Raw genomic sequence first — 7,778 nt, 5'->3', positions numbered from 1 at the left:
TGGCCCTGGCCGCCCACCTGGGCGACGAGCCGCTGCCCAGAGTCCTCGTCCTGGCCTGCGAACCCGGTGTCCTGCCGAGCGACGACGACCTCCTGCCGGGGCTGAGCGCACCGGTGCGGGACGCCGTCGACCGGGCCGTCGACACGCTGCACGCGCTCGTGCCCGCCCTGCTCGCCGACCCCACCGGGCCCCTGCCCCCGTTGGGCCGCCCGATGGAATCCGGCACTCCGCACGCGGCTGCGCTGCCCGGCACGACACCCCCCGGAGCCGAAGATCGGTGAGACCCCGGGCGGCGCGGCATGCGGCCCGGACCCCGTCACCGCATCCGAGGAGCAGCGCCCATGTGCCGGTCCGACCTCAGACAGGCCGTCCTCGCGAAGAACGACGGCCTGGCCGCGAGCCTGCGCGACGACCTCGCCCGGCAGGGCGTGACCCTGGTCAACCTGCTGTCCAGCCCGGGCAGCGGCAAGACCGAACTCCTCGCCCGGGTGCTGGCCCGGGCGGGGGAGCGGGGCGTGCCGGCGGCCGCGCTCACCGCGGACCTGGCCACCGAGAACGACGCCGTCCGGCTCGCCCGGTCCGGCGCCCCCGTCCGGCAGCTGCTCACCGACGGACTGTGCCATCTGGAGGCCCGCCAGGTCCGCGCCCGGCTGGCGGACTGGCTGCCGGCGGACACGGCCCTGCTCTTCGTGGAGAACGTCGGGAACCTGGTCTGCCCGGCCTCGTACGACCTCGGGGAGACCCTCCGGATCGTGCTGATGGCGGTCACCGAGGGCGAGGACAAGCCGCTGAAGTACCCCACCGCGTTCGGCTCCGCCCATCTCGTCGTGATCACCAAGACCGACCTGGCCGGGCCGGCCGGCTTCGACGAGAGCCTCTTCCACGAGAACGTGCACCAGGTCAACCCGGGCGTGGAGATCATCCGCTCGTGCGCCCGCACCGGCACCGGCGTCGGCACCCTGCTCGACCGCGCCCTCGCCGCCCGTGACGGAGCCCCGCCGCACCGCCCGCCGCTCGCGCCGCACCCGCACACCCACGACCACCACGCCTCCGCGCGCGTCTCGTGACCGCGCCCGCCGCCGGCCCGGTGCGCCGCCGGATCACCGTGCGCGGCACGGTGCAGGGCGTCGGCTTCCGGCCCTATGTGCACCGCCTGGCCGCCGGGCACGCGCTGGCCGGGTTCGTGAGCAACACCGCCGACGGCGTGCTCATCGAGGTCGAGGGCCCGCCCGAGGAGGTGGACCGGTTCTCCGGCCGGCTGACCGAGCAGCCGCCCCCGCTGGCGACCGTCACCGGCGTCGGCTGCGAGGACCTCCCCGCCACCGGTGCCACCGGCCCCTTCACCATCCGCCCCACCGAGCGCGCCCCGGGCCGCACCCAGCTGCCGCCCGACACCGCGACCTGCGCCGACTGCCTGCGCGAACTGGCCGACCCCGGCGACCGCCGGCACCGCCACCCCTTCGTCACCTGCACCCACTGCGGTCCCCGCTTCACCCTCGCCACCGGGATGCCGTACGACCGGCCGGCCACCACCATGGCCGGCTTCCCGATGTGCCCGGCCTGCGCCCGCGAGTACGGTGACCCCGCCGACCGCCGCTTCCACGCCCAGCCCGTCGCCTGCCCCGACTGCGGCCCGCGGCTCGCCCTCGTCCCGGCCCCGGGCCTCGGCGTCCGCCCGGCCCGGGACGCCGACGCCCTCGCCACGGCCCGGGCGCTGCTCGCCGCCGGGCGGATCATCGCCGTCAAGGGCATCGGCGGCTACCACCTGGCGTGCGACGCGACCGACGCCCGGGCCGTCGCCACCCTGCGCACCCGCAAGGAACGCGGCGGCAAGGCGTTCGCGGTGATGTGCGCCGACCTCGGCACGGCCGAGCGCGTCGCGGTGCTCCGCGCCGCCGAGCGGGCCGCGCTCACCAGCGCCCGCCGCCCCATCGTCCTGCTGCGCAGACGCACCCCCGCGGACGGCCTCCGCCTGGCCGGCCAGGTCTGCCCGGGCAGCCCGCACATCGGCCTGCTGCTGCCCTACACCCCCGTGCACACCCTGCTGTTCGGGCTGCCCGGCGATCCGCCCGGCCCCCGAGTGCTGGTCATGACCAGCGGGAACCGCTCCGGCGAGCCCATCGTCACCGACGACACCGAGGCGCTGACCCGGCTGGCCGGACTCGCCGACGCCTGGCTCACCCACGACCGGCCCATCGCGTGCCCGTGCGACGACTCCCTGCTGCGCGTCCGCCCCGACGGCACCGCACAGGTCCTGCGGCGCTCCCGCGGCTACGTCCCCCGCCCGCTCCGCCTCCCGCTCCCGGTCCGTCCCACCCTCGCCACCGGCGGCGACCTGAAGAACGCCCTCTGTCTCGGCGAGGCCGACCAGGCCTGGTTCGGGCCGCACATCGGCGACATGGCCGACCTGGCCGCCCTGGAAGCCGCCGCACGGGCCGAACGGCACCTCACCCGCCTCACCGGAGTCACCCCCCGGCGGGTGGCCGCCGACCGCCACCCCGGCTACCACTCGACCCGCCGGGCACACGACCGGGCCGCCCGGCTCGGCCTCGGCAAGCCGGTGCTGGTCCAGCACCACCACGCCCACATCGCCGCCGCGATGGCCGAACACGGCCTCGACGGCGGCACGCCCGTGATCGGCGTCGCCTTCGACGGCACGGGATACGGCGACGACGGCACGGTGTGGGGCGGCGAGATCCTGCTCGCCGACTACACCGGCTACCGGCGCCTCGCCCGCCTGGCCCCCGCCCCGCTGCCCGGCGGCGACGCGGGCGTGGCCAACCCCTGCCGCCTGGCCCTGGCCCGGCTGTGGGCGGCGGGCCTGCCCTGGGCGCCGCAGCTGCCGAGCGTGCAGGCTTGCACGGAAACGGAACTCGCCCTCTTGCGCCGCCAGTTGACCAGGCAACTGGCCTGTGTGCCGACCTCCAGCATGGGCCGGCTCTTCGACGCCGTGTCGTCCCTGGTGGGGCTGTGCCACCGCGCCGGATACGAGGCGCAGGCGGCGCTGGAGCTGGAGGCGGCGGCGTGGCAGGCGAGGGACGCGGACGCGGCGGCCTACCCGTTCGGGTTCACCGCCGACGGGCGCGAGATGGACCCGGCACCCGCCCTGCGCACACTCCTGGCCGACCGGGCCCGCCGCACCCCCGTCCCGGTCCTGGCCGCCCGCTTCCACCGGGGCGTCGCCCGCGCGGTGGCGGACGCCTGCCGCCGGGCCCGGACGGAGACCGGCCGCACCACCGTCGCTCTCACCGGCGGTGTCTTCGCCAACGCCCTGCTGGAGGAGGAGACCGCCGCGCTGCTCGCCGGAGCCGGCTTCACCGTCCTCCGGCACGGCGAGGTCCCCCCGAACGACGGCGGTCTGGCGCTCGGTCAGCTGATGGTCGCGGGAACAGCAGTCAACCACGAGACGGAGTGACCCATGTGTCTGGCAGTGCCCGGCAAGGTCGTGTCCATCGACCATCGCGCCGACCCGCTCACCGGCCTGATCGACTTCGGCGGCGTACGCAAACAGGCCTGTCTGGAGTATCTGCCCGACGTCCGGGTGGGGGAGTACGTCATCGTCCACGTCGGCTTCGCGCTGCAGCGGCTGGACGAGGAGTCGGCCCGCGCCTCTCTGGAGCTGTTCGGTCAACTGGGGCTGCTGGAGGAGGAGTTCGGCGACGCCTGGGAGCAGGCGGCCCGGCAGGAGAGCGGAAGCGAGACCCGGTGAAGTACATCGACGAGTTCAACGACCCCGAGCTGGCGCGCCGGCTGCTGGACGAGATCCGGGCCACGGTCACCCGGCCCTGGGCCCTGATGGAGGTCTGCGGCGGCCAGACCCACTCCATTATCCGGCACGGCATCGACCAACTCCTGCCCGACGAGGTGGAGTTGATCCACGGACCGGGCTGCCCGGTGTGCGTGACCCCCCTCGACGTCATCGACAAGGCGCTGGAGATCGCCGCCCGCCCCGAGGTGGTCTTCTGCTCCTTCGGGGACATGCTGCGCGTGCCCGGCACCGGCCGGGACCTGTTCCGGGTCAAGGGCGAGGGCGGGGACGTACGCGTCGTCTACTCGCCGCTGGACGCCGTGGACCTGGCCCGGAAACACCCCGACCGGCAGGTGGTGTTCTTCGCCATCGGCTTCGAGACGACCGCCCCCGCCAACGCCATGGCCGTCCACCAGGCCCGCCGGCTGGGCCTGGCCAACTTCAGCCTGCTGGTGTCCCACGTCCGGGTCCCGCCGGCCATCGAGGCCATCATGACCGCGCCCGCCTGCCGGGTGCAGGGCTTCCTCGCCGCCGGGCACGTGTGCAGCGTGATGGGCACCGCCGAGTACCCGGACCTCGCCGAGCGGCACCGCGTCCCGGTCGTCGTCACCGGCTTCGAGCCGCTGGACATCCTCGAAGGCATCCGCCGCGCCGTGCACCAGCTGGAGCGCGGCGAGCACCGGGTGGAGAACGCCTACCCCCGCGCCGTACGCGACCGGGGCAACCCGGCGGCCGTCCGCATGATCGAGGAGGTCTTCGAGGTCACCGACCGCAACTGGCGGGGCATCGGCCGCATCCCGGACAGCGGCTGGAGGCTCACCGACGCCTTCCGCGACTTCGACGCCGAACACCGCTTCGACGTCACCGGCATCCGCACCGAGGAACCCGCCGCGTGCCGCGCGGGCGAGGTCCTGCAGGGCCTGATCAAGCCCACCGACTGCGCGGCCTTCGGCACCTCCTGCACCCCGCGCACCCCGCTCGGCGCCACCATGGTCTCCAGCGAGGGCGCCTGCGCCGCCTACTACCTGTACCGCAGGATGACCGACAGCCCGGCACCCGTGAGTTCCGCACAGGAGATGAACCCCGTTGGCTGACCTCGCCACCGCATCCACCGCAGCGGCCGTCGACCCCGCGAACTGGACCTGCCCCGCCCCCCTGCGTGACCAGCCGGTCGTCGTCATGGGCCACGGCGGAGGCGGCGCCCTGTCGGCGGAGCTGATCGACCAGGTCTTCGCCCCCGCCTACGGCAACCCCACCCTCGCGGCCCTCACCGACTCGGCCGTCCTCGGCCTCGGCGGGGCCCGGCTGGCCTTCTCCACCGACTCCCACGTCGTACGCCCGCTGTTCTTCCCCGGCGGCAGCCTCGGCGATCTCGCCGTCAACGGCACCGTCAACGACCTGGCGATGAGCGGCGCCCGGCCCACCCATCTCTCCGCGGCCTTCATCCTGGAGGAGGGCGTGGAACTGGCCGTGCTGGAGCGCGTCGCCCGCGCCATGGGGGCCGCCGCCGAGGCGGCCGGCGTCACCATCGCCACCGGTGACACCAAGGTGGTCGAGTCCGGGCACGGCGACGGCGTCTACGTCACGACCGCCGGCGTCGGCCTCGTCCCCGAGGGCGTCGACATCCGCCCGCAGCGCGCCCGGCCGGGCGACGCCGTCATCGTCAGCGGCCCGATCGGCCTGCACGGGGTGGCCGTCCTCAGCGTGCGCGAGGGCCTGGAGTTCGGCGTCGGGATCACCTCCGACACCGCGCCGCTCGCGGACCTCGTCGCGGCCATGCTCGCGGTCACCCCGGACCTCCACGTCCTGCGCGACCCCACCCGGGGCGGCCTCGGCGCCGCGCTGAACGAGATCGCCCGCGCCTCCGGCACCGGTGTCCGGCTGCGCGAGCGAGCCGTCCCGGTACCGGACGAGGTCGCGAACGCCTGCGGTTTCCTCGGACTGGACCCGCTGTACGTCGCCAACGAGGGCCGGCTCGTCGCCTTCGTGCCCGCGGAGCACGCCGAGGCCGTCCTCGCGGCCATGCGCGCCCACCCGCAGGGCACCGGCGCCGCCCTCATCGGCGAGTGCGTGGCCGACCACCCCGGGATGGTGGTCGTCGCCACCGGCCTGGGCGGCACCCGGGTGCTCGACCTGCCGCTCGGCGAGCAGCTGCCCCGGATCTGCTGAACCGCCGCCCCGGCCCCGCGCTCAGGCCGGGGCCGGGGCGGCGGCGACGCCCGTGATCTCCAGCTCCCGTCCGCTGCGCAACTCCCGCGACGGCCGGTCGCAGTGCGGGCACCAGAAGAACGGCGGCACCCCGACCGCGAACTCCTCGGCGCACCCGCCGCACCAGGCCCGCGCCGGCACCTGCTCCACGATCAGCCGGGCCGCGGCGAGCGCCGTGCCGTCGCGGGCCACCTCGAACGCGAAGTGCAGCGCGTCCGGGACCACACCGGCCAGCTCGCCGACCCTGACCGTCACCGACGACACCCCGTCCACGCCGTCCGCGCGGGCGATGTCCGCCGCCTGCTCCACGATCGCGGTCGCGATCGACAGCTCGTGCACGCCGGCCTCACGGGTACCGGCGGCGCGCGCGCAGGCCGCCGGTCATCCGGTAGATCCGCAACTCGCGCACGATGCCCGGGAACTCCTTGACGAGCACGGCCACGACCAGGCCGCCGGCCAGCGCGCCCTGGGCCTTGAGCAGCCGGCGTCCCGACATCCCCGGCCGCGCGGCCCTTCTTCTGCGCATGCTCATGTTCATCACGGTCACGTCGCGCTCCCTCATCCCGGCGAAATGTTCGGCATGTCCTTCACCAGGGCGTCATGCCGTTTCCAGTGGATACCGGTGGAGCGGCGCGCGTCGGAGCTGCCGTCCTCGTGGTGTCCGGTCTGGTGCTGGTACGGGCCCTTGTTTCCCTGGTGCAGCCCGCGCACATGGCTGGGCGTGTCGGGCTTCGCCTGGGGGCGGCCCACTCGGATGCTGCCCATCTCCGGTCTCCTTCCGGTCCTCACGACCGCTCGGTCAGCTCCCCGAAGAACTGTTCTACGGCCGGCCAGACCCGGCCGCCACCGGACAGCCCCCGCCACTCACGGCGGACCAGGGCGATCATCCGGTAGCAGTCGTCGACCGGCACGATCCAGTGTTCCTCCAGCCCGCGCACGGTGTTCACCAGCAGCGCCTCCACATCGGGCGTCAGGCCGGCGAGCTGCGGGACCGCGGCGGCCAGCCGCTGCCAGGCCGCCGCGTCCACCTCCCAGGCCATGGCCCCGGCGGGGCTCGGCCCCTGCGCGGTGACCCTGCCGTCGGAGCGCGGCACGAAGAACACCAGCCCCACCGGCACCCCGAGCACCCCGGTGTCGACCGGCGGCAGCCGCAGCCGGCGCCGGGGCACGAGCCGGTAGCGGGCCTCGCCCACCCCGCCGTCGGCGAACAGCACCGAGCAGGGCCGGCACACGCACCGCACCTGGCCGGCCCCGGTGTCGTACAGATGGGGGTGCTCCTCGGCCACGCGGGCCGCGCACAGCTCGCAGACCTCGGTGTCGGCCTCCGCCGCGCGGTCGGCGGCGGAGCGGATCAGCCGGGCGAGCGCGCCGTCCGCGGTCACCGCGCCTCCTGGGTCGCCCGGCGCCGCAGCGTGCTCAACGGTACGAACGCGGGGGCCGCCGCGCGCTCGGCGGCGACCGGCTCGACCGACTCCAGCTCCGGGGCCACCGCGAGGACGGCCGCCCGTACGGCCTCCAGGACGTCGGCCGACCCGCCGCCGCAGCCGGACCCGCACCCGCCGCCGGTGCGCAGCCGGACCCGGGCCACCCGCCCCTCCACGCCGGCCCAGTCCAGGTCACCGCCGCGCTCGCGCACCGCGGGCCGCATCCGCTCGACCGCGCGGGCGGCCCGGCGCTCGGGCGGCTCGGGGTGGATGCCGTGCAGGACCAGCAGATGCCCGAGCAGTTCGTCCTCCGCCAGCTGCTGGAGCAGCGGCTGCGCCGCGTGGTCCAGCACCCGGGCGAGCGCCTCGCCGTAGACCTCGGTCAGCAGCCGTACCGC

10 protein-coding genes and 1 pseudogene are annotated in these 7,778 nt (G+C 75.5%); 6 read left to right on the top strand and 5 right to left on the bottom strand.

Going from position 1 to position 7,778, the window contains the following annotated elements; genetic code table 11:
* The 6 genes and pseudogenes from CCN44_RS35070 to hypE all read left to right on the top strand — a co-directional run.
* Positions 1–281: pseudogene (locus tag CCN44_RS35070) on the top strand (hydrogenase maturation protease); the annotation flags it as partial.
* Positions 282–341: 60 nt separating this feature from the next.
* The gene (gene hypB, locus CCN44_RS35065) at positions 342–1,067 is read left to right on the top strand and encodes a hydrogenase nickel incorporation protein HypB (protein ID WP_086702534.1); all 726 of its coding nucleotides are present in this window, start codon (positions 342–344) and stop codon (positions 1,065–1,067) included.
* On the top strand, positions 1,064–3,415 hold the full coding sequence (hypF, locus tag CCN44_RS35060) for a carbamoyltransferase HypF (RefSeq protein ID WP_086702531.1): 2,352 nt from the start codon (positions 1,064–1,066) through the stop codon (positions 3,413–3,415). Before hypB ends, hypF begins: the two co-directional genes overlap by 4 nt.
* Before the next feature lie 3 nt (positions 3,416–3,418).
* On the top strand, positions 3,419–3,709 hold the full coding sequence (locus tag CCN44_RS35055; RefSeq protein ID WP_059247216.1) for a HypC/HybG/HupF family hydrogenase formation chaperone: 291 nt from the start codon (positions 3,419–3,421) through the stop codon (positions 3,707–3,709).
* Positions 3,706–4,842, top strand: coding sequence for a hydrogenase formation protein HypD (hypD, locus tag CCN44_RS35050; protein ID WP_059247215.1), 1,137 nt, complete (start codon positions 3,706–3,708; stop codon positions 4,840–4,842). The genes CCN44_RS35055 and hypD overlap by 4 nt, the downstream gene beginning before the upstream one ends.
* Positions 4,835–5,917, top strand: a complete 1,083-nt coding sequence (hypE, locus tag CCN44_RS35045; protein WP_059247214.1) for a hydrogenase expression/formation protein HypE — start codon at positions 4,835–4,837, stop codon at positions 5,915–5,917. Before hypD ends, hypE begins: the two co-directional genes overlap by 8 nt.
* A 21-nt stretch (positions 5,918–5,938) precedes the next feature.
* Here hypE and hypA read toward each other — a convergent pair whose 3' ends face one another.
* The 5 genes from hypA to CCN44_RS35025 form a co-directional block, all read right to left on the bottom strand.
* A complete protein-coding gene (hypA, locus tag CCN44_RS35040; protein WP_086702527.1) occupies positions 5,939–6,295 on the bottom strand; it encodes a hydrogenase maturation nickel metallochaperone HypA in 357 nt (118 codons plus the stop codon).
* A 7-nt stretch (positions 6,296–6,302) separates the two neighbouring features.
* Positions 6,303–6,494, bottom strand: a complete 192-nt coding sequence (locus CCN44_RS44185; protein ID WP_223284102.1) for a hypothetical protein — start codon at positions 6,492–6,494, stop codon at positions 6,303–6,305.
* Between the two features lie 20 nt (positions 6,495–6,514).
* Positions 6,515–6,721, bottom strand: coding sequence for a hypothetical protein (locus CCN44_RS35035; RefSeq protein ID WP_059247212.1), 207 nt, complete (start codon positions 6,719–6,721; stop codon positions 6,515–6,517).
* Between the two features lie 20 nt (positions 6,722–6,741).
* Positions 6,742–7,338, bottom strand: a complete 597-nt coding sequence (locus CCN44_RS35030; RefSeq protein WP_086702525.1) for a DUF5947 family protein — start codon at positions 7,336–7,338, stop codon at positions 6,742–6,744.
* Positions 7,335–7,778: NifU family protein (locus CCN44_RS35025; protein ID WP_107502139.1), on the bottom strand; the 444-nt coding region annotated here is incomplete at its 5' end. The genes CCN44_RS35030 and CCN44_RS35025, both read right to left, overlap by 4 nt.

It is taken from the genome of Streptomyces tricolor (assembly GCF_002155905.1).
GTDB lineage: Bacteria > Actinomycetota > Actinomycetes > Streptomycetales > Streptomycetaceae > Streptomyces > Streptomyces tricolor.
Note: the sequence above shows the minus strand (reverse complement) of the source record. Positions and strands in the feature narration are given on the sequence as shown.

Coding starts and splice junctions, on each gene's coding strand:
- CCN44_RS35055 (WP_059247216.1), top strand. CDS start 3,419: ATGTGTCTGGCAGTGCCCGGCAAGGTCGTGTCCATCGACCATCGCGCC.
- CCN44_RS35035 (WP_059247212.1), bottom strand. CDS start 6,721: ATGGGCAGCATCCGAGTGGGCCGCCCCCAGGCGAAGCCCGACACGCCC.
- hypB (WP_086702534.1), top strand. CDS start 342: ATGTGCCGGTCCGACCTCAGACAGGCCGTCCTCGCGAAGAACGACGGC.
- CCN44_RS44185 (WP_223284102.1), bottom strand. CDS start 6,494: ATGAACATGAGCATGCGCAGAAGAAGGGCCGCGCGGCCGGGGATGTCG.